Origin of the sequence: Streptomyces sp. NPDC057307 (assembly GCF_042667665.1) — a bacterium.
Classification (GTDB): domain Bacteria; phylum Actinomycetota; class Actinomycetes; order Streptomycetales; family Streptomycetaceae; genus Streptomyces.
Window position 1 is genome coordinate 1 of the sequence record NZ_JBHUZM010000098.1, and the last position, 20,564, is coordinate 20,564.

The 20,564-nt window shown below is 69.0% G+C and carries 12 protein-coding genes; 11 read left to right on the forward strand and 1 reads right to left on the reverse strand.

Annotated features, from left to right (window positions below):
• Positions 1-43: 43 nt before the first annotated feature.
• On the reverse strand, positions 44-1,015 hold the full coding sequence (locus tag ACFUN8_RS26885; protein WP_383642627.1) for a 2-dehydropantoate 2-reductase: 972 nt from the start codon (positions 1,013-1,015) through the stop codon (positions 44-46).
• Between the two features lie 204 nt (positions 1,016-1,219).
• Between ACFUN8_RS26885 and ACFUN8_RS26890 the strand changes: the two genes are divergently transcribed.
• From ACFUN8_RS26890 to ACFUN8_RS26940, 11 genes are all read left to right on the forward strand, one after another.
• Positions 1,220-2,620 (forward strand): OFA family MFS transporter, encoded by a 1,401-nt coding sequence (locus tag ACFUN8_RS26890; RefSeq protein ID WP_383642630.1) that lies wholly within the window; start codon positions 1,220-1,222, stop codon positions 2,618-2,620.
• Between the two features lie 262 nt (positions 2,621-2,882).
• Positions 2,883-3,830: a beta-ketoacyl-ACP synthase III gene (locus ACFUN8_RS26895; RefSeq protein ID WP_383642633.1), complete on the forward strand. Its 948-nt coding sequence runs from the start codon at positions 2,883-2,885 to the stop codon at positions 3,828-3,830.
• Between the two features lie 96 nt (positions 3,831-3,926).
• Positions 3,927-4,610: a GntR family transcriptional regulator gene (locus ACFUN8_RS26900; RefSeq protein WP_383642636.1), complete on the forward strand. Its 684-nt coding sequence runs from the start codon at positions 3,927-3,929 to the stop codon at positions 4,608-4,610.
• 321 nt (positions 4,611-4,931) lie between these two features.
• Positions 4,932-6,113 (forward strand): ROK family protein, encoded by a 1,182-nt coding sequence (locus tag ACFUN8_RS26905; RefSeq protein ID WP_382571622.1) that lies wholly within the window; start codon positions 4,932-4,934, stop codon positions 6,111-6,113.
• A gap of 274 nt (positions 6,114-6,387) precedes the next feature.
• A complete protein-coding gene (locus ACFUN8_RS26910; RefSeq protein WP_383642638.1) occupies positions 6,388-7,920 on the forward strand; it encodes a sugar ABC transporter ATP-binding protein in 1,533 nt (510 codons plus the stop codon).
• Positions 7,917-8,990, forward strand: coding sequence for an ABC transporter permease (locus ACFUN8_RS26915; protein WP_383642641.1), 1,074 nt, complete (start codon positions 7,917-7,919; stop codon positions 8,988-8,990). Before ACFUN8_RS26910 ends, ACFUN8_RS26915 begins: the two co-directional genes overlap by 4 nt.
• A gap of 92 nt (positions 8,991-9,082) precedes the next feature.
• Positions 9,083-10,114 carry a substrate-binding domain-containing protein gene (locus ACFUN8_RS26920; protein WP_383642643.1) on the forward strand — a complete coding sequence of 344 codons (1,032 nt, stop codon included), beginning with the start codon at positions 9,083-9,085 and terminating at the stop codon, positions 10,112-10,114.
• Between the two features lie 109 nt (positions 10,115-10,223).
• On the forward strand, positions 10,224-11,450 hold the full coding sequence (locus ACFUN8_RS26925) for a Gfo/Idh/MocA family protein (RefSeq protein WP_383642647.1): 1,227 nt from the start codon (positions 10,224-10,226) through the stop codon (positions 11,448-11,450).
• 10 nt (positions 11,451-11,460) lie between these two features.
• A complete protein-coding gene (locus ACFUN8_RS26930) occupies positions 11,461-12,465 on the forward strand; it encodes a sugar phosphate isomerase/epimerase family protein (RefSeq protein ID WP_383642650.1) in 1,005 nt (334 codons plus the stop codon).
• Positions 12,466-12,808: 343 nt separating this feature from the next.
• Positions 12,809-16,525 carry a ThuA domain-containing protein gene (locus tag ACFUN8_RS26935; RefSeq protein ID WP_383642653.1) on the forward strand — a complete coding sequence of 1,239 codons (3,717 nt, stop codon included), beginning with the start codon at positions 12,809-12,811 and terminating at the stop codon, positions 16,523-16,525.
• Between the two features lie 316 nt (positions 16,526-16,841).
• Entirely contained in the window at positions 16,842-20,477 is a 3,636-nt protein-coding gene (locus ACFUN8_RS26940) for a ThuA domain-containing protein (protein ID WP_383642656.1), read from the forward strand.
• Positions 20,478-20,564 lie beyond the last annotated feature (87 nt).

The window sequence follows — 20,564 nt, forward strand, 5'->3', positions numbered from 1 at the left end:
GGGCCCCTCCGGCGACCGGGAACAGGCGTAACCGGTCCCGCCGTTACGCGGCCACGCCTCGGGCCAGCAGGTCCGAGATCGCGTCGACCGTGCGGAGCGTCGGCACCTCGATGTCGCACATCGCGGCGAGTTCGACGACGGCCGCGAGCAGCACGTCCAGCTCCATCGGCTTCCCCTTCTCCAGGTCCTGGAGTGTGGAGGTCCGGTGGTCCCCGACCCGTTCCGCGCCGGCCAGCCGGCGTTCGACGGAGATGTCCGGGTGGCAGCCGAGTGCCTCGGCCACCCGGAGCGTCTCGGTCATCATCAGTTCGATGACCTCCCGTGTGGTGCGGTGCAGACACATCTCCCGCATCGTGGCGCGGGTCAGCGCGCTGATCGGGTTGAAGGAGATGTTGCCGAGGAGCTTGATCCAGATCTCGTCGCGCAGTTCGGCCTCGACCGGACACTTGAGTCCGCCCGCCCGCATGGCCTCGCCGAACTCCTTGGTGCGCGGCGAGAGCGACCGGTCGGGCTCCCCGATAGAGAACCGGGTGCCTTCCAAGTGCCGTACGACGCCCGGTCCTTCCAGCTCCGTCGCCGCGTAGACCACGCAGCCGATGGCGCGCTCCGGCGGCAGGACCGCGCTGACCGAGCCGCCGGGGTCGACGCTCTCGATCCGGCGGCCGTCGTGCGGGCCGCCGTGCCGGTGGAAGTACCACCAGGGGATGCCGTTCTGGGCGGCGATGACCGCCGTGTGCTCCTGGAGGAGAGGCGCGATGAGCGGCCCGCACGCCGCGTACGAATTCGCCTTGAGGCCCAGGAACACATAGTCGACCGGACCGATGTCGGCCGGCTGATCGGTGGCGTGCACCCGCGCGGTCCAATCGCCGCGCGGGCTGTACACCCGGACTCCGTGCTGCCTCATGGCCGCCAGGTGCGGTCCACGGGCGATGAGATGGACTTCGGCGCCTGCTCGATCGAGCGCGGCTCCGACATAGGCGCCGATCGCTCCGGCGCCGACGACTGCGACTTTCACCGTGGGGCTCTCCGTTCGCTCTGAGGGTGTTGGGAGAAGCGCGGAATCAGCGAAAGGGACATACTTTGCCGACGATATATTGTCTACAGTATGGAATAACTGCCGACAAGACTTCTGTCGTCGGCATACGGTCGGCTTCGACCTGGACATGAACGGGTCAAAGATCTTCCCAAACCGTCCGGACGGTTCCTAGGCTGCGCGACCATGACCCCACCACTCGCCCCGGTCGGCTGGAGCCGCTGGCTGGTACCCCCCGCCGCGCTCTCGGTGCACCTCTCGATCGGTCAGGCCTACGCCTGGAGCGTGTTCAAGCCGCCGCTGGAATCCGCTCTCGGCCTCTCCGGCACCCAGAGCGCCCTCCCCTTCCAGCTGGGCATCGTGATGCTCGGCCTGTCCGCCGCCTTCGGCGGCACGCTCGTCGAACGCAACGGCCCACGCTGGGCGATGACCGTCGCCCTCGTCTGCTTCTCGTCCGGCTTCCTGCTGTCCGCGCTCGGCGCCGCGACCGAGCAGTTCTGGCTGATCGTCTTCGGCTACGGCTTCGTGGGCGGCATCGGGCTCGGCATCGGCTACATCTCGCCCGTCTCGACGCTGATCAAGTGGTTCCCCGACCGGCCCGGCATGGCGACCGGCATCGCGATCATGGGCTTCGGCGGCGGCGCGCTCATCGCGTCGCCGTGGTCCGCGCAGATGCTGGAGTCGTTCGGCTCCACGAGTGACGGCATAGCCAAGGCATTCCTCGTGCACGGCCTGGTCTACGCGGTCTTCATGCTGCTCGGCGTCCTGCTGATCCGCGTGCCGCGCCCGGACGCGGCACCGAAGGCACCGAAGGCGGCGGCGCCGGAGCGATCGGCGCTGATCACCACCGCCCAGGTCTCCGCCAAGTCGGCCGTGCGCACACCGCAGTTCTGGCTGCTGTGGATCGTCCTCTGTATGAACGTCACCGCGGGCATCGGCATCCTGGAGAAGGCCGCCCCGATGATCACCGACTTCTTCGCCGGCACCGGCACACCGGTCTCCGTCTCGGCCGCGGCCGGTTTCGTCGCGCTGCTGTCGGCGGCCAACATGGCGGGCCGGATCGGCTGGTCGTCCACCTCCGACGTGATCGGCCGGAAGAACACCTACCGCCTCTATCTGGGCGTCGGCGCGCTGATGTATCTGCTGATCGCGCAGTTCGGCGACACGTCCAAGCCGCTGTTCATCATCTGCGCGCTGGTGATCCTCTCCTTCTACGGAGGCGGCTTCGCGACCGTCCCCGCCTACCTCAAGGACCTGTTCGGCACCTACCAGGTGGGCGCGATCCACGGACGGCTGCTCACCGCCTGGTCGGCGGCCGGCGTCCTCGGCCCGCTCATCGTCAACCGGGTCGCCGACAGCCAGGAGGAGGCGGGCAAGAGCGGACCCGGACTGTACGGACTGTCGCTGACCATCATGATCGGGCTGCTCGTCGTCGGCTTCGTGGCCAACGAGCTGGTCCGCCCCGTACATCCGCGCCACCATCTGCCGGACAACACACCCGGCACGAAGCCGGAAGCACCGGCGTCCGAAGAACGGAAGGAGACCCCCGATGAGCACAGCACCGGAGAGCGGGAGCGCAGTGTCTGAGTCCCGGCGCACCGCGCTGATCGTCTTCGCGTGGCTCTGGGTAGGCGTCCCTCTCGCGTACGGTCTGTATGAACTGGTCCGAAAGGCCACTCAGCTGTTCACCGGGTGACACAGGGTGACGTCGGGTGGCCCCGGAGGACGCCGGATGATCCGGAGTCTCCAAGAGGAGGCGGGTAATCCTGTTGGGTCGCCTGCCCCCTTACTCGTGAGTCGCTGACGAGACTGGGGATCTCCTGACGTCGACCCAGAGGAGGTCCCGGGCATGACCGGCACTCGTATCGCCGCGCTCGGGCACTATCAGCCCGCCAAGGTGCTCACCAACGCCGACCTGGCGGGCATGGTCGACACCAGTGATGAGTGGATCACGAGCCGTGTCGGGATCAAGACACGGCATGTGGCCGGCCCCGACGAGTCGGTGGACGAGCTGGCCGCGCACGCGGCCGCCAAGGCGCTCGCCGCGGCCGGCCTGACCCCCGCGGACATCGACCTCGTCCTGGTCGCCACGTCCACGGCGATCGACCGGTCGCCGAACATGGCCGCGCGCGTGGCCGCCCGGCTCTCCATGGGCTCGCCGGCCGTGATGGACCTCAACGTGGTCTGCGCCGGCTTCACCCACGCGCTCGCCACCGCCGACCACGCCGTACGGGCCGGCGCCGCGACCCGTGCGCTGGTCATCGGCGCGGACAAGATGGCCGACATCGCCGACTGGACCGACCGCTCGACCTGCGTCCTTCTCGGCGACGGCGCGGGCGCGGCGGTCGTCGAGGCGGTCCGGCCGGGCGAGGAGCCGGGCATCGGCCCGGTGCTCTGGGGCTCGGTGCCGGAGATGGGCAACGCCGTACGGATCGAGGGCACCCCGCCGCGCTTCGCGCAGGAGGGCCAGTCCGTCTACCGCTGGGCCACCACCCAGCTCCCGCCGATCGCCCGCAAGGTCTGCGAACGCGCGGGCATCGCGCCCGAGGACCTGGCCGCCGTCGTGCTGCACCAGGCCAACCTGCGGATCATCGAGCCCGTCGCCCAGAAGATCGGCGCGGTCAACGCGGTCATCGCGCGCGACGTCGTGGACTCCGGCAACACCTCGGCCGCGTCGATCCCCATGGCGCTGTCCAAGCTGGTGGAGCGCGGCGAGGTGGAATCCGGCGCTCCGGCGCTGCTTTTCGGGTTTGGCGGAAATCTCTCTTACGCCGGGCAGGTCATCCGCTGCCCCTGATCCGCTACGGTTCTCGGTAGACTGTAGACGATAGCCAATCGTTGCTCTCTGTTGCCGAGGTCTTTACCGTAGATCAGCCAGGAATGGGGGACCGCAATGTTGTCCGCAGGACTGCCGCAGGGCTCAGTGCCCAAACTCGAACGCCCTGGCCCGCTGCGCGAGCGCGTCTACGAGGCCCTCCTTGAGCTCATCACGGTCCGCCAGCTCCGGCCCGGACAGCATCTGGTGGAGAGCGAACTCGCCGGTCATCTCGGGGTTTCCCGCCAGCCCGTACGTGAGGCGCTGCAGCGGCTGAACACCGAGGGATGGGTGGATCTGCGTCCTGCCCAGGGCGCGTTCGTCCACGAGCCGACCGAGGCGGAGGCGGACCAACTGCTCTCGGTCCGAACCCTCCTGGAGGCCGAGGCGGCGAGGCTTGCGGCTGCGAATTCTGGCTCGGCGGGGATCGCGGCGCTGGAGGCGCTCTGCGCCAAGGGCGAGCAGTCGGTGGCCGACGACGACGTGGATCTCACGGTCGCGACGAACGCCGCGTTCCACGCCAAGGTGATGGAGCTGGCGGGGAACGTCGTCCTGGCGGAGCTGGCGGCGCAGGTGGACCGCCGGGTGCGCTGGTACTACACGCCGGTGGCGCGGCAGCGCGGCAAGCAGTCCTGGATCGAGCACCGGGCCCTGATCGCGGCCATCTCCGCGCGGGACGAGAAGGCGGCGACGGAGGTCATGCGCCGCCACACGGAGCAGACGCGCACCACGTACCACCACCGCGGGGACACCCCGGTCTGACACCCGGGTCTGACGCCGAGGTCTGACACCCGGGTCTGACACCAGGACCCGAGTGCCGGACTCCGATCCGACGGATTCGCACATGTGCGAATGAAGAGTGAGGCGCCCCCGGCACCTGGCGGGGGCGCCTTTCGCGTGCCCGGTCCCGACGGACGGTCACACGTCTTTGTCCTGACTGTGGAGAAAGTTAGGAGGGATTCCTGCGCAACTTCTTCCCACTCGGGGAAAGCGCTGCTACGTTCCCCTCGAAAGCCCGTCGAAACGACACCCGACGTAGCGACGCACACACAGCCGAGAGGCGGGGAGGGGCGCGTGAGACGTATGACCGCACGACCCGCGAACGCTCATCAGGCGCGACTGCTCCGGCTCTTGCGTGACGGTGGGCCCAACTCCCGCGCCCAGCTCGGCGATCAGGTCGACCTCTCCCGCTCCAAGCTCGCCGTCGAGGTCGACCGGCTGCTGGAGACCGGACTCGTCGTGGCCGACGGACTCGCCGCGTCGCGCGGCGGCCGTCGCTCCCACAACATCCGGCTCGCGCCCGCCCTCCGCTTCCTCGGCGTCGACATCGGCGCCACGTCCATCGACGTCGCCGTCACCAACGCCGAACTCGAAGTGCTCGGCCACGTCAACCACCCCATGGACGTCCGCGAGGGCCCGGTCGCCGTCTTCGAGCAGGTGCTCGCGATGGCCGCCAAGCTCAAGGCATCCGGACTCGCCGACGGTTACGACGGCGCCGGCATCGGCGTCCCCGGCCCCGTCCGCTTCCCCGAAGGTGTACCGGTCGCGCCGCCGATCATGCCCGGCTGGGACGGTTTCCCCGTACGTGAGGCGCTCAGCCAGGACCTCGGCTGCCCCGTCATGGTCGACAACGACGTGAATCTGATGGCGATGGGCGAGCAGCACGCGGGCGTCGCACGCTCCGTGGGCGACTTCCTCTGCATCAAGATCGGCACCGGTATCGGCTGCGGCATCGTCGTCGGCGGCGAGGTCTACCGCGGTACGACCGGCAGCGCGGGCGACATCGGCCATATCCGGGTCGAGCCCGACGGCCGCGCCTGCGTCTGCGGCAACAGGGGTTGCCTGGAAGCCCACTTCAGCGGCGCCGCGCTGGCCAGGGACGCCGAGGACGCCGCCCGTACGGGCCGTTCCGCCGAACTCGCCGCGCGCCTCGAAGCGTCCGGCCGGCTCACCGCCGCCGACGTCGCCGTCGCCGCGGCGGCCGGCGACCCCACCGCCCTCTACCTCATCCGCGAGGGCGGCAACCGGGTCGGCCAGGTCATCGCCGGGCTCGTCAGCTTCTTCAACCCGGGCCTCGTCGTGATCGGCGGCGGGGTGACCGGGCTGGGCCACACCCTGCTGGCCAGCGTCCGCACCCAGGTCTACCGCCAGTCACTGCCGCTGGCCACCGGCAACCTCCCCATCGTTCTGGGGGAGTTGGGGCCGACCGCCGGAGTCACCGGCGCGGCCCGCCTCATCAGCGACCACCTCTTCTCCCCGGCCTGACACCGGCACCCCGACGTCAGGCCGTACGGCACACGCTTCACCCGCACCATCGAGATAACAGCGAAATAACGGCAAAAAGCATAACAAAAGCATCACCGGTCACGGCGCCACGCACCATCCGACGCCACCTGCGCGAGCCGCATCACCCGCACAAGCCGCACGTCCCGCACGAGCCGCATCACTCGTACCAGCCGCACCATCCGCAGCATCCGCACGTCCTGTTCCGCACGCCCGCACGCCCGCTCACCGGCCGCATCCGCCGAGGGGATACGCCATGGCACCAGCACCACCCGAAGGCCACCTGCTCACCATGTCCGGCATCACCAAGCTGTTCCCGGGCGTCCGCGCCCTGGACGGCGTGGACCTGGAGGTCCAGGCAGGCGAAGTCCACTGTCTGCTCGGCCAGAACGGGGCCGGCAAGTCCACACTCATCAAGGTGCTCGCCGGCGCGCACCAGCCCGACGACGGTGTCATCACCTGGCGCGGCGAAGAGGTCCAGCTCAAGTCACCCATCGCGGCGATGAAGCTCGGCATCGCGACCATCTACCAGGAACTCGACCTGGTCGAGGGCCTGTCGGTCGCCGAGAACATCTTCCTCGGTCACGAGCCGACCTCCGCCGGCTTCATCGTCAAGGGCGGCGAGGCCAGAACCGCCGCCACCGCGCTCCTCGCGAGGCTCGGCCACCCCGAGATCCCCGCGGGCCGCCAGGTCGGTGAACTGTCCGCCGCGCACCAGCAGATCGTCTCCATGGCCCGCGCGCTCTCCCACGACGTACGCCTCATCGTGATGGACGAGCCGTCGGCGGCGCTCGACCCGGACGAGGTCGACAACCTCTTCCGTATCGTCGACACCCTCACCGCCGACGGTGTCGCCGTCATCTACATCTCCCACCGCCTGGAGGAGATCCGCCGCATCGGCGACCGCGTCACCGTCATCAAGGACGGCCGCACCGTCGCCGTGGGTCTGCCCGCGAAGGAGACCCCCACCAGCGACGTCGTCTCCCTGATGACCGGCCGCGAGGTCGCGTACGTCTTCCCCGACCGCCCGGCGCTCGCCGACGCCCCGCGCGGCGAGCCCGTGCTGCGGACCGAAGGTCTCACCAGGGAAGGGGAGTTCGAACCGGTCGACCTCGAACTGCGGCCCGGCGAGATCGTCGGCCTCGCGGGACTGGTCGGCTCGGGACGCTCCGAGATCCTGGAGACCATCTTCGGCGCCCGCAAGCCCACCGCCGGCCGGGTCCTGGTCGACGGCAAGGAGCTGAAGCCCGGCAGCGTCCGCGCCGCCGTGCGCGCCGGACTCGGCCTCGCCCCCGAGGAGCGCAAGGCCCAGGCCCTGCTGCTCATCCAGTCGGTCACCCGCAACGTGTCGGTGTCGTCCATGTCCCGGTTCTCCCGCGCCGGCTGGCTGGACAGCGCCGCCGAGCGCAAGGCCGCCAGGGCCGCGACCCAGGAACTCTCCCTGCGCCCCGACAACCCCGACGCGATCATCCGCACCCTGTCCGGCGGCAACCAGCAGAAGGCGGTCCTCGCCCGCTGGCTGCTCCGCGGCTGCCGGGTGCTGCTCCTCGACGAACCCACCCGCGGTGTGGATGTCGGCGCCCGGGCCGAGCTCTACTCCGTGATCCGCCGGCTGGCCGACGACGGCCTCGCCGTACTTCTCGTCTCCAGCGAGGTCCCCGAGGTCCTTGGCCTCGCCGACCGGGTGCTGGTGCTCCGGGAGGGCCGTGTCGTCCACAAGGCACCGGCCCAGGAGCTGGACGAGCACCGTGTACTCGACCTTGTGATGGAAGGGAGTCCGACGCCATGAAACAGCCTGCCTCTGAGGCGCAGCAGGGCGGGCCCGACGCCGCACCCGCCGCCGACGCCGTACCCGTACCGCTGAACAAGCCCGCCGGAAAGACGCCGGGAGGTGCCAAGGGCGGCCCGCCGCTCGGGCTGCGTCTCGACTTCCGTACCCTCTCGCTGCTCGGCGTGCTCGCCGCCCTGATCGTCGTGGGCGGTATCACCAAGCCCGAACAGTTCCTGGACACCAGCAACCTCCAACTGGTGCTGACCCAGGCGTCGATCATCGGTGTCGTCACCGTCGGCATGACGTTCGTCATCACCAGCGGCGGCATCGACCTGTCGGTCGGCGCGATCGTGGCCCTGGCCTCGGTGTGGGCGACGACCCTGGCGACCCAGGAGTACGGCTTCGCCGGCATCCTGTTCACCGCGATCATCGTGGGTCTGGCCTGTGGTCTGGTCAACGGTGTGCTGATCGCGTACGGCGGCATGGCGCCGTTCATCGCGACTCTCGCGATCATGGCGTCCGCCCGTGGTCTGGCCCTCCAGATCACCGACGGCAACACGCAGATCGTCACCCTGAAGTCGGTGCTCGACCTCGGCGCCCGGGACTCGTACATCCTCGGGATCCCGCCGCTCGTCATCATCTTCGCGGTGGTGACGGTGGTCGGCTGGCTGCTGCTGAACCGGACGACGTTCGGCCGCCGCACGATCGCGGTCGGCGGCAACGCGGAGGCGACCCGCCTCGCCGGTATCGACGTCCGCAGGCAGCGGCTGTATCTGTACCTGTTCTCCGGACTGTGCTGCGGTATCGCGGCCTTCATGCTGATCGTGCTCTCCGGCTCCGGACAGAACACGAACGGAAACCTCTACGAGCTCGACGCCATCGCGGCGGCGATCATCGGCGGCACCCTGCTCAGCGGTGGCCGCGGCACGATCGTCGGCTCCGTCCTCGGTGTCCTGATCTTCACCACGATCACCAACATCTTCGCGCTCAACAACCTGCAGAGCGACGTCCAGCAGATCGCCAAGGGCGCGATCATCGTCGCCGCCGTACTGGTCCAGCGCCGCACGGCGCGCAACGGGGAGGGCTGACCCCGTACCCCGGGGCCCGACCTCGTACCGCTTCCCTACGCACCGCTTCCGACGTACCGCTCGAAGAGCTTTCCTGAAGGGGACGAACCGCCATGCCAGAAACGAGCCGTAGAGGTCTGCTGTTCGGCACCGCCGCCATTTCCGCGGGTGCCCTCCTGACCGCCTGTACCAGCAACGAGAAGGACGAGCCGGCCGCGAACAACGAGCCGGCGGCCGACGACAAGCCGGGCAAGGCCGTCACCATCGGCTTCGCCGGCCCCCAGGCGGACCACGGCTGGCTCAACGCGATCAACGACAACGCCCGCAGCCAGGCGAAGAAGTACTCGGACGTCACCCTCGACATCACCGAGGGCTCGAACGACACCGCCGCCCAGATCGGCCAGATCGACGCCCTGATCAACAAGAAGGTCGACGTCCTGGTGATCCTGCCGGCCGACGGCAAGGCCCTCACCCAGGCCGGTCTCAAAGCGATGCGCGCGGGCATCCCCGTCATCAACCTGGACCGCATCTTCGCCGACCCGCAGGCCTTCCGCTGCTACGTCGGCGGTGACAACTACGGCATGGGCGTCAACGCGGGCAACTACATCGGCGAGAAGCTGAAGGACAAGGCCAACGCCACCGTCATCGAACTGTCGGGCCCCGACAGCCTGGAGCTGACCAAGCAGCGCACCCAGGGCTTCGACGACGCGCTCAAGAACTACCCGAACATCAAGAAGGTCGCCCGCCAGGCGGCCGACTTCACCGTCGAGTCCGGCCAGGCCAAGATGGCCCAGCTGCTCCAGGCGCAGTCCAAGTTCGACGCCCTGTGGAACCACGACGACGACCAGGGCGTCGGCGCGCTGCGCGCCATCGACCAGGCCGGCCGTGACGGCTTCCTGATGGTCGGCGGCGCCGGTGCCAAGGCGGCGATGGACGCCATCAAGGCCGACAACAGCGTCCTGAAGGCGACCGTGCTGTACCCGCCGATCATGGCGTCGTCGGCGATCGACCTCGCCCGCGCGCTGGGCCAGAGCAAGGGCGTCAGCGGCCTGGCCGGTCTGGAGATCCCGGCCCAGGTGACGCTGTTCTCGGCGGTCGTCGACAAGACCAACATCGACGAGTACCTGCCCCAGGGATTCAGCTGACCGGCTCCGCCAGTCAGGACCTGACAGGTCCTGGGGGGTGTCTTGTCCGGCCTGATCGACAGGACGCCCCCCAGCCCCCACACGCGCGAGAGACGAGGAGTACTCCCTTATGACCAGCAGGGAAGCGTCGGAGAAGGAAGCCGGCGCACCGCCGCCACTCGGTATCGGCATGATCGGATACTCGTTCATGGGTGCCGCCCACTCCCAGGGCTGGCGCACGGCGGGACATGTCTTCGATCTGCCGATGCGGCCGCACCTGGCCGCCATCTGCGGGCGGGACGAGACGGCCGTCGCCAAGGCGGCCGACAAACTCGGCTGGGCCGCCGCGGAGACCGACTGGCGGGACCTCATCGCGCGTGACGACGTGCAGCTGGTCGACATCTGCACGCCGGGGGACAGCCACGCGGAGATCGCCATCGCCGCGCTGGAGGCGGGCAAGCACGTCCTGTGCGAGAAGCCGCTGGCCAACTCGGTCGCCGAGGCCGAGGCCATGGTCCGGGCGGCCGAAGCGGCCAGGTCCCGGGGCCAGTTGGCCATGGTGGGCTTCAACTACCGCCGGGTGCCCGCCATCGCGTACGCCCGCAGGCTGATCGAGGAGGGGAGGCTCGGCGCGCTGCGGCACGTCCGGGTCACCTACCTCCAGGACTGGCTGGTCGACGCCGACTTCCCCCTCACCTGGCGGCTCAAGCGTGAGCACGCGGGGTCCGGGGCGCTCGGCGACCTGGGCGCCCACATCGTGGACCTCGCCCAGTTCCTGGCGGGGGAGCCGCTGGTGGGGGTCTCGGCGATGACCGAGACGTTCGTACGGGAGAGGCCGCTGCTCTCAGGGGCGTCGGCCGGTCTCTCGGCGTCCGGCGGCGCGGAGACGGGCCCGGTCACGGTGGACGACGCCGCGCTGTTCACCGGACGCCTCGCCTCGGGGGCGCTGGCGTCCTTCGAGGCGACCCGGATGGCGGCGGGACGCAAGAACGCGCTGCGCCTGGAGATCAACGGTGAGCGCGGCTCGCTCGCCTTCGATCTGGAGCGGCTCAACGAGCTGTCGTTCCACGACCAGTCGGAGCCCGCGGTCACCGCCGGCTTCCGGCGGATCCTGGTCACCGAGTCCGAGCACCCGTATCTGGACGCCTGGTGGCCGCCGGGCCACGGTCTCGGCTACGAGCACACCTTCGTGCACCAGGCCAAGGATCTGGTCGAGGCGATCGCCGCCGGAACCGATCCCGCGCCCTCCTTCGCCGACGGTCTCCAGGTGCAGCGGGTCCTCGCCGCCGTGGAGGACAGCGCGGAGAAGAACGCCATCTACACACCCGTGCCGGCCCCGTCCGGAACTCAAGTCTAGGAAGGTCCGTATGCCTCGCCCGTTCACGCTGTTCACCGGCCAGTGGGCCGATCTGCCCCTGGAAGAGGTCTGCCGGCTCGCCCGTGACTTCGGTTACGACGGTCTGGAACTGGCCTGCTGGGGCGACCACTTCGAGGTCGACAAGGCGCTCGCCGACCCGGGCTATCTGGAGAGCCGCCACCAGCTGCTCGACAAGTACGGCCTCAAGTGCTGGGCGATCTCCAACCACCTGGTCAGCCAGGCGGTCTGCGACAGCATCATCGACGAGCGCCACCAGAACATCCTGCCGTCCCGCATCTGGGGCGACGGGGAGGCCGAGGGCGTACGTCAGCGTGCCGCCGCGGAGATCAAGGACACGGCGCGTGCCGCCGCGGCCTTCGGCGTCAACACGGTCATCGGCTTCACCGGTTCGTCGATCTGGCATCTGCTGGCGATGTTCCCGCCGGTGCCGCCCGGCATGATCGAGCGCGGCTACGAGGACTTCGCGGAGCGGTGGAACCCGATCCTCGACGTCTTCGACACCGAGGGTGTGCGCTACGCCCACGAGGTCCACCCGGGCGAGATCGCGTACGACTACTGGACGACGAAGCAGGCGCTCGAAGCGGTCGACCACCGGCCCGCGTTCGGGCTGAACTTCGACCCGAGCCACTTCGTCTGGCAGGACCTGGACCCGACCGGATTCCTGTACGACTTCCGGGACCGGATCTACCACGTCGACTGCAAGGAGGCGCGCAAGCGTCTCGACGGCCGCAACGGCAGGCTCGGTTCGCACCTGCCCTGGGGCGACCCGCGGCGCGGCTGGGACTTCGTCTCGGCCGGGCACGGCGACGTGCCGTGGGAGGACGTCTTCCGCATGCTGGGAGCGATCAACTACGAGGGCCCGATCTCGGTCGAGTGGGAGGACGCCGGTATGGACCGGCTCTCCGGCGCACCCGAGGCGCTCGCCGATCTGAAGCGGTTCGACTTCGACCGGCCCACCGCGTCCTTCGACGCGGCGTTCGGCGGCGGCGAGTAACCAAGCTCCATACGATCCAACACGAGCCCGGCGGGGACCAGTTCACCGCCGGGCCGTCTGGCATGCCCGGATGACCTTTGTCCTGAGGCGGGAAAAAGTTGAACTTCACCGCTGCGCAAGGGCTTTCCGTCTCGGACGAACAGAGTTACGGTCACTGAGATGTACAGGACATGTTGATCACCGGTGCGACGGCGCGCTCCGGCGAGACAGCGGACCGAGAGCAACAGATGCGGGAATACGGGTGCTTGGACGAGCACTCCCCCCATCCCCCCACCCGAGGCGAGCCCCACGCTCCTTTCCACCTCGGACCCGCACGTAACACAGGCATTTCCGGAGGACTCTCGTGCACAGTCAACGACGTCCCAGAGGCCGATCCCTTCTCGCACTGCTGACCGGCGCCCTGCTCGCGGGGTCGACCCTCAGCGCGGTGCCGGCCAACGCCGCCGACCCTGGAAGACAGGCCGCCGCCCCCACGTTTCAGCAGGTGACCCTGGCCAAGGGCGCCGAAGAAGCGGGCGAGCCCATGACCCTGGCGGTGCTGCCCGACCGCCAGGTCCTGCACACCTCGCGCGACGGCACACTGCGTATCACCGACGAGGGGGGCACCACCAAGGTGTCCGGCACCCTCGACGTCTACAGCCACGACGAGGAAGGACTGCAAGGAGTCGGCGTGGACCCCGGCTTCGCCCAGAACCGGGCCGTCTACCTCTACTACGCGCCCAAACTCGACACCCCCGCCGGCGACGCGCCCGAGACCGGCACCGCCGCCGACTTCGCCCCCTTCGACGGGGTCAACCGGCTCTCGCGCTTCACGCTGAACGAGGACGGCACCCTCGACAAGGCGAGCGAGAAGAAGGTCCTCGACGTCCCCGCCTCCCGTGGCACCTGCTGCCATGTCGGCGGTGACATCGCCTTCGACGCGGACGGCAACCTGTATCTGTCGACGGGCGACGACACCAACCCCTTCGCCTCCGACGGCTACACGCCGATCGACGACCGGCCCAACCGCAACCCGGCGTTCGACGCCCGGCGTTCGGCGGGCAACTCCAACGACCTGCGCGGCAAGGTGCTGCGTATCAAGGTCGCGGACGACGGCTCGTACACCGTCCCCGAGGGCAATCTCTTCGCCCCCGGCACGGAGAAGACGAAGCCCGAGATCTACGCCATGGGCTTCCGCAACCCGTTCCGGATCTCCGTCGACAAGGAGACGGGCGTCGTCTACGTCGGGGACTACGGTCCCGACGCGGGCGCGGCGAACCCGGACCGCGGACCGGCCGGACAGGTCGAGTTCGCCCGCGTGACAGAGGCGGGCAACTTCGGCTGGCCGTACTGCACCGGCGACAACGAGCCCTTCAAGGACTTCGACTTCGCCACCAACACCTCCGGCGCGGCCTTCGACTGCGCGGCGCCCAGGAACGACTCGCCGCACAACACCGGCCTCACCGAGCTGCCGCCGTCCCAGGCCGCCTGGATCCCGTACAACGGGAACAGCGTCCCGGAGTTCGGCGACGGCTCCGAGTCCCCGATGGGCGGTCCCGTCTACAACTACGACGCGGACCTCGACTCGCAGGTCAAGTTCCCCGAGGAGTACGACGGGAACTTCTTCGCCGGCGAGTTCGGCCGCAAGTGGATCAAGCGCATCGACCAGGGCACCGACGGCACCGTCGAGTCGATCAACGACTTCCCCTGGTCCGGTACACAGGTCATGGACCAGGAGTTCGGCCCCGACGGCGCGCTCTACGTCCTGGACTACGGCACCGGCTACTTCGGCGGCGACGAGAACTCGGCGCTCTACCGCATCGAGAACGCCACCGAGGGCTACGCACCGGTCGCCGTCGCGGCGGCCGACAAGACGTCGGGCACCGGACCGATGGAGGTGGCCTTCTCGTCGGAGGGCACCACGGACGCGGACGGTGACGAGCTGACGTACGCCTGGGACTTCGGCGACGGCGGAACCTCCACCGAGGCGAACCCGACCCACACCTTCGAGGAGAACGGCACCTACTCGGCGACCGTCACCGCGAAGGACCCGGGAGGACTCACCGGCAGCGCGTCCGTGCAGGTCGTCGTCGGCAACACCGCACCCACGGTGAAGCTGGAACTCCCGGCGCCCGGCACGCTGTTCAACTTCGGCGACGAACTGCCGTTCAAGGTCACCGTGACCGACCCGGAGGACGGGGAGGACATCGACTGCTCCAAGGTCACCGTCCGCTACATCCTCGGCCATGACAGCCACGGTCACCCGATCACCTCGAAGACCGGCTGCGAGGGCACCATCACGGCGCCCGCCGACGCCGAACACGATCCCAACGCCAATATCTTCGGAGTGATCGACGCCGAGTACACCGACGGCGGGGGCGGCGGCCAGGCCGCGCTCACCGGTCACGGCCAGTCCGAGATCCAGCCGAGGCACCGGCAGGCCGAGCACGCCAACGACCAGTCCGGCACCACCGTGACGGACCGGGAGGGCGCCAACGGCGGCAAGACCGTCGGCTCCATCTCGAACGGCGACTGGATCTCCTTCGAGCCGTACCACCTGGCGGGAGCCGCCAAGCTCACCGCCCGGGTCTCGTCCGGCGGCGCCGGCGGCACCCTGGAGGTACGGGCGGGCGCGGCCGACGGCACGGTCCTCGGCTCGGCCGAGGTGCCCGCCACCGGCGGCTGGACGACGTTCGAGGACGTCGAGGTGCCGCTGACCGGCGCTCCGGCGGAGACGACCGACCTCGTCCTGACCTTCAAGGGCGGCGAGGGCGACCTCTTCGACGTGGACGACTTCGAGATCACCGGGGAGGCACCCGCCGCGGCGGGCGAGCGTGTCCTGGTCTTCTCCAAGACGGCGGGTTTCCGGCACGACTCCATCGAGGCCGGCACAGCGGCCCTGAAGGAGCTGGGGGAGTCCACCGAGATCACGGTCGAGTCCACCGAGGACGCGGGCGCGTTCACGGCGGAGAACCTGGCGGACTACGACGCGGTGGCGTTCCTCTCCACCACCGGTGACGTGCTGAACGCCGAGCAGCAGACGGCGTTCGAGGAGTATGTCGCCGGGGGAGGCGGCTATCTGGGCATCCACGCCGCCGCCGACACCGAGTACGAGTGGGAGTTCTACGGCGGCCTGGTGGGGGCGTACTTCGACTCCCATCCGGCGATCCAGCCCGCCACGGTGAAGGTCGAGGACCACGAACACCCGGCCACGGCCCATCTGGAGGACACCTGGGACCGTACGGACGAGTGGTACAACTACCGCACCAACCCCCGTGAACAGGCCCGTGTACTCGCCTCGCTGGACGAGTCGAGCTACGAGGGCGGCAACATGGGCGGCGACCACCCGATCGCCTGGTGCCAGACGTACGAGGGCGGCCGGTCCTTCTACACCGGGGGCGGCCACACCAAGGAGTCGTACGCCGAACCGGCCTTCCGCGACCATCTGCTCGGCGGACTGAAGTACGCCACCGGGCAGGTCGAGGCCGACTGCACACCGGCGGGCGGCACCGACCCCGGCCCGGACCCCGACCCCGGCTACACGTCCATCTTCGACGGCACGACGCTGGACGGCTGGAAGCAGGCCGGACCGGGTCAGTTCGCGGTCGTCGACGGTGAACTGCGCTCCGAGGGCGGCATGGGCCTGCTCTGGTACGAGGCGAAGGAACTGTCCTCGTACTCGCTCAAGCTCGACTGGAAGATGGACGGCGACGACAACTCGGGCGTCTTCGTGGGCTTCCCGGCCTCCGACGACGTCAACTCGGCCGTGACCAACGGCTACGAGGTCCAGATCGACGCCACCGACGCCGACGACCGCACCACGGGATCGGTGTACGGATTCCAGGCCGCCGACATCGAGGCCCGGGACAAGGCGCTCAAGCCGCCGGGTGAGTGGAACAGCTACGAGCTGAAGGTCGACGGGGAACGCCTCCAGGTGCTCCTCAACGGGGTCGTGATCAACGACTTCACCAACACCGACCCGGCCAGGAGCCTGAAGGACGGTCACCTCGGCCTGCAGAACCACGGCGCCGACGACCAGGTCTCCTTCAAAAACATCCAACTCAAGGAGGGGCCTTCGTAGTTGGCACGGTGCGGTGACAGGGACGTGCCCGGCGGTGGCCAGCAACCACCGCCGGGCCGTCCGGTCTGCCATTTCTGTCTTTGTCCTCTGTCGGGAAAAAGTTGAACCCAATTGCTGCGCAAGGTCTTTCCGGCGCGGACCAACCGGGCTAACGTCCAGCGAGATGTAGGGGACACGTTGCTGAAACAGGACGTATCCCAGCACGTCGGGAGCGGCGCCTTCGGCGTCCCCCGACACCCGCACGTACGAACAGCCCCACCCCTGGAGGACTTTCGTGCCCAGAAGACGTCATAGATCCAGATCCCTCCTCGCACTCATGGCCGGTGCCCTCATCGCCGGCCTCGTCTCCGCCGTCCCCGCCGCCGCCCACCCGGACGACCCGCACCCGACGGACGACAACTTCCAGCAGGTCGCCCTCGCCAAGGGCGCCGACGAGGTCGGCGAGCCCATGTCGCTCGCCGTCCTGCCGGACCGCCAGGTCCTGCACACCTCACGCGACGGCACACTGCGGATAACCGACGCCGCCGGCGACACCAAGGTCGCGGGCAAGCTCGACGTGTACACGCACGACGAGGAAGGTCTCCAAGGCGTCGGGATCGACCCCGACTTCGCCGAGAACCGCGCGATCTACCTCTACTACTCCCCGGTGCTCGACACCCCCGCCGGTGACGCACCCGAGACGGGCACGGCTGCCGACTTCGCCCCCTTCGACGGGTACAACCGGCTCTCCCGCTTCACGCTGAACGAGGACGGCACCCTCGACAAGGCCAGCGAGAAGAAGGTCCTCGACATCGAGACCAACCGCGGTCTCTGCTGCCACGTCGGCGGTGACATCGCCTTCGACGCCGACGGCAACCTCTACCTGTCGACGGGTGACGACACCAACCCCTTCGCCTCCGACGGCTACACGCCGATCGACGAACGCCCGAACCGCAACCCGGCCTTCGACGCCCGGCGTTCCTCGGGCAACTCCAACGACCTGCGCGGCAAGGTCCTGCGGATCAAGGTCGCCGAGGACGGTTCGTACACCGTCCCCGAGGGCAACCTCTTCGCCCCCGGCACCGCCAAGACCCGCCCCGAGATCTACGGGATGGGGTTCCGCAACCCGTTCCGGATCAACGTCGACCAGAAGACCGGCATCGTCTACGTCGGTGAGTACGGCCCCGACGCGGGCTCGGCGTCCGAGACCCGCGGCCCGGCCGGCCAGGTCGAGTTCGCCCGGATGACGGAGGCCGGCAACTTCGGCTGGCCCTTCTGCACCGGCGACAACGACGCCTACCGCGACTACGACTTCGCGACCGGCACCGCCGGTCCGGCCTTCGACTGCGCGGCGCCCAAGAACGACTCGCCGCACAACACGGGTATCACCGACCTCCCGCCGGCCCAGGCCGCCTGGATCCCGTACAACGGCAACAACGTCCCCGAGTTCGGCGACGGCTCCGAGTCCCCGATGGGCGGACCGGTCTACAACTTCGACCCGGAGCTCGACTCCCCGGCGAAGTTCCCCGAGGAGTACGACGGCGACTTCTTCGCCGGCGAGTTCGGGCGTGAGTGGATCAAGCGCATCGAGAAGGAGGCGGACGGCACCGTCACCGCCATCCACGACTTCCCGTGGACCGGCACCCAGGTCATGGACATGGAGTTCGGCCCCGACGGCGCGCTCTACGTACTCGACTACGGCCGCGCCTGGTTCGGCGGCGACGAGAACTCGGCGGTCTACCGCATCGAGAACATCGCCGACGGCCGCGCCCCGGTCGCCGTGGCCGCCGCCAGCAAGACCTCCGGCAAGGCACCGCTGCGGACGAACTTCTCCTCCGCGGGCAGCACGGACGCGGACGGCGACGAGATCACCTACGCCTGGGACTTCGGCGACGGCGGCAAGTCCACCGAGCCCAACCCGAGCTACGCGTACAAGAAGAACGGCACCTACACCGCGACGCTGACCGCGACCGACCCCAAGGGTCACACCGGCACCGCCTCCGTACGGGTCGTCGTCGGCAACACCGCGCCCAAGGTGACGCTCACCGTGCCCGCGGACGGCGCCCTCTTCAAGTTCGGCGACACGCTGCCCTTCAAGGTCACCGTCACCGACCCCGAGGACGGTCCGATCGACTGCGCCAAGGTCACCGTCAACTACGTGCTCGGCCACGACAGCCACGGCCACCCGATCACCTCGGCCAAGGGCTGCGAAGGCACCATCACCGCCCCGGCGGACGGCGAGCACGACCCCAACGCCGACATCTTCGGAGTCCTCGACGCCGAGTACACCGACGGCGGAGGCGGCGGCCAGGCCGCGCTCACCACGCACGACCAGGTCCAGCTCCAGCCCCGCCACCGGCAGGCCGAGCACTTCACCAACCAGTCGGGCATCAAGACGTACGACAAGGCCCCGGCCAACGGCGGCAAGACCGTCGGCGACATCAGCAACGACGACTGGATCTCCTTCAAGCCGTACAACCTGACCGGATCCAAGACCCTGACCGCCCGGATCTCCTCCGGCGGCTCGGGCGGATTCCTCGAAGTACGTACGGGCTCCGCCACCGGCAAGCTCCTCGGCTCCGCGCCGATCCCGGTGACCGGTGGCTGGGAGACCTTCCAGGACATCGACGTACCGCTGCGCTCGGTCCCGAAGACCACCACCGAGCTGTTCCTGGTCTTCAAGGGCGGCCAGGGCGACCTCTACGACCTCGACGACTTCGAGATCAGCGACCAGGCCGCCGGCAAGACCGAGAAGCGGGTCCTCGTCTTCTCCAAGACCGCCGGGTTCCGCCACGACGCCATCCCGGAGGGCATCGCGGCCCTGAAGGAACTGGGCAAGACCAGCAACATCACCATCGACGCCACCGAGACCGCGGCGCAGTTCACCACCAACAACCTCGCCCGGTACGACGCGGTGGTCTTCCTGTCCACCACCGGTGACGTCCTCAACCCCGAGCAGCAGAAGGCCTTCGAGTACTACATCTCCACCGGCGGCGCCTACATGGGCGTGCACGCCGCGTCGGACACCGAGTACGACTGGGCCTACTACGGCAAGCTGGTCGGCGCGTACTTCTCCGGCCACCCGCAGATCCAGCAGGCCACCGTACGGGTCGAGGACAAGGCCCACCCGGCCACCGGTCACCTGGACGACGAGTGGCAGCGCACGGACGAGTGGTACAACTACCGTGACAACCCCCGCTCGAACGTGAAGGTCCTCGCCACCCTCGACGAGACGACCTACCAGGGCGGCACCATGAAGGGCGACCACCCGATCGCCTGGTGCCAGACGTACGAGGGCGGCCGGTCCTTCTACACCGGCGGCGGCCACACCAAGGAGTCGTACGCCGAACCGGCCTTCCGCGAGCACCTGTTGGGCGGTCTGCGCTACGCGGCCGGCCAGGTGAAGGCCAACTGCAAGCCCGACACCGGCTACCGGGACATCTTCAACGGGAAGACCCTGGAAGGCTGGAAGCAGGCCGGACCGGGCAAGTTCAACATCGGCGGCGGCGAGCTGCACACCGAGGGCGGCATGGGCATGCTGTGGTACCAGCCCAAGTCCCTCGGCGCGTACTCGCTGAAGATGGACTGGAAGATGGACGGGGACGACAACTCCGGTGTCTTCATCGGCTTCCCGGCCTCCGACGATCCCTGGTCGGCCGTCAACAACGGCTATGAGATCCAGATCGACGCCTCGGACGCGGCGGACCGCACCACCGGTGCGATCTACACCTTCAAGTCGGCCAACATCAAGGCCAGGGACCAGGTTCTGCGGCCTCCGGGCCAGTGGAACAGCTACGAGATCAAGGTCCAGGGTGAGCGGGTCCAGGTCATCCTCAACGGAGTCAAGATCAACGACTTCACCAACACCGACCCGGCGCGCAGCCTGAAGGACGGCTACTTCGGCATCCAGAATCATGGTGCCGACGATCAGGTCGCGTTCCGCAACATCCAACTGAAGGAACTGGCCTCCTAGCACCGGCTAGGAGCGCCACCCGGCCTCCTGGCCAATCACCAGGAGGCCGGTCGCCAGCCGGCGGCGGGCGGGGAGGCGCCGTACCCC

Coding starts and splice junctions, on each gene's coding strand:
- ACFUN8_RS26890 (WP_383642630.1), top strand. CDS start 1,220: ATGACCCCACCACTCGCCCCGGTCGGCTGGAGCCGCTGGCTGGTACCC.
- ACFUN8_RS26895 (WP_383642633.1), top strand. CDS start 2,883: ATGACCGGCACTCGTATCGCCGCGCTCGGGCACTATCAGCCCGCCAAG.
- ACFUN8_RS26900 (WP_383642636.1), top strand. CDS start 3,927: ATGTTGTCCGCAGGACTGCCGCAGGGCTCAGTGCCCAAACTCGAACGC.
- ACFUN8_RS26905 (WP_382571622.1), top strand. CDS start 4,932: ATGACCGCACGACCCGCGAACGCTCATCAGGCGCGACTGCTCCGGCTC.
- ACFUN8_RS26910 (WP_383642638.1), top strand. CDS start 6,388: ATGGCACCAGCACCACCCGAAGGCCACCTGCTCACCATGTCCGGCATC.
- ACFUN8_RS26915 (WP_383642641.1), top strand. CDS start 7,917: ATGAAACAGCCTGCCTCTGAGGCGCAGCAGGGCGGGCCCGACGCCGCA.
- ACFUN8_RS26920 (WP_383642643.1), top strand. CDS start 9,083: ATGCCAGAAACGAGCCGTAGAGGTCTGCTGTTCGGCACCGCCGCCATT.
- ACFUN8_RS26925 (WP_383642647.1), top strand. CDS start 10,224: ATGACCAGCAGGGAAGCGTCGGAGAAGGAAGCCGGCGCACCGCCGCCA.
- ACFUN8_RS26930 (WP_383642650.1), top strand. CDS start 11,461: ATGCCTCGCCCGTTCACGCTGTTCACCGGCCAGTGGGCCGATCTGCCC.
- ACFUN8_RS26940 (WP_383642656.1), top strand. CDS start 16,842: ATGGCCGGTGCCCTCATCGCCGGCCTCGTCTCCGCCGTCCCCGCCGCC.